This is a genomic window from Amycolatopsis antarctica, from assembly GCF_002262875.1.
Classification (GTDB): Bacteria; Actinomycetota; Actinomycetes; order Mycobacteriales; family Pseudonocardiaceae; genus Amycolatopsis; species Amycolatopsis antarctica.
In genome coordinates this window covers 1-1,227 of sequence record NZ_NKYE01000042.1, presented here as the reverse complement: position 1 = coordinate 1,227, position 1,227 = coordinate 1, and the positions used below count along the sequence as shown (strand labels likewise).

The 1,227-nt window shown below is 70.6% G+C and carries 1 protein-coding gene; it reads left to right on the top strand.

All coding sequences use genetic code 11. The annotated features are described in order from the left end of the window. Positions 1 to 83 precede the first annotated feature (83 nt). Positions 84 to 1,227 (top strand): type I polyketide synthase (locus tag CFN78_RS28345; RefSeq protein ID WP_205660687.1); only part of this gene is annotated, 1,144 nt, incomplete at its 3' end.

The window sequence follows — 1,227 nt, the reverse complement described above, 5'->3', positions numbered from 1 at the left end:
CTGTGGGCAGTCGTCATCCGTTGGTTATTGCTACTGCTGGTGTGGATGGGGCGGGTGTGGTGTCGGGTGGTGTGGTGCCGTCGATGCTTCGTGGGTTGGTTCCGGTCACCCGCCGCACCGCCAGCGCGGACCCGTCCGAGAGCGGGATCGGCGCCCAACTGGCCGGGCTGCGTCCCGCCGATCGGCTGACCCGCCTTGTCGACCTGGTGCGTGCCGAGTCCTCCTTCGTGCTCGCCCAGCCCGATCCGGAGTCCGTCAGCGCCCGCCAAGAGTTCCGCGTGCAGGGGTTCGACTCGCTGACCGCGGTCGAGCTGCGCAACCGACTCGGCGCGGCGACCGGTCTGCGGCTGCCGGCCACCCTGGTGTTCGACTACCCCACCCCGGCGGCGCTGGCCGAGTACCTGCTCACCGAACTGATGGGTGGTGACGACACGCCGGCGCCCGCCGCGCCGGTCCGCGCCGTAGGAGGCGAGGATCCGGTGGTCGTGGTCGGCATGAGCTGCCACTTTCCCGGCGGGGTGCGCTCACCGGAGGACCTGTGGGACCTCGTGTTCGACGAGCGGGACGTGGTGTCCGGATTCCCCGCCGGTCGGGGTTGGGACGTCGAGGGTTACGACGCGGCCAACGCCCGCGGCGGATTCCTGCACGACGCCGCCGACTTCGACGCCGAGTTCTTCGGTGTCTCTCCCCGGGAGGCGGTGTCGATGGACCCCCAGCAGCGGGTCGTGCTGGAGGCCGCCTGGGAGGCCATCGAGCGTTCCGGTGTGGACCCACGCGCCCTGGCCGGCACCGCCACCGGCGTCTATCTCGGGGCCGCCGACACCGCCTATGCCAACCTGCTCGGCTCGTCGGCCGAGGGTTTCGTGATGACCGGCACCATCGCCAGCCTGATCGCCGGGCGGGTCGCGTACACGCTGGGTTTGGAAGGGCCGGCGATGACGGTGGACACGGCGTGTTCGTCGTCGTTGGTGGCGATGCATCTGGCCGCGCAGGCGTTGCGGTCGGGTGAGTGTTCGCTGGCTCTGGCCGGCGGGGTCACCGTGCTTTCCTCGCCCGCACCGTTTCTGGAGTTCGCCCGGCAGGGCGGATTGGCCGCGGATGGCCGGTGTAAGGCGTTTTCGGGTGCGGCGGATGGGACTGGTTGGTCGGAGGGTGTTGGGGTGGTGGTGTTGGAGCGGTTGTCGGATGCGCGGGCGAATGGGCATCGGGTGTTGGCGGTGGTGCGGG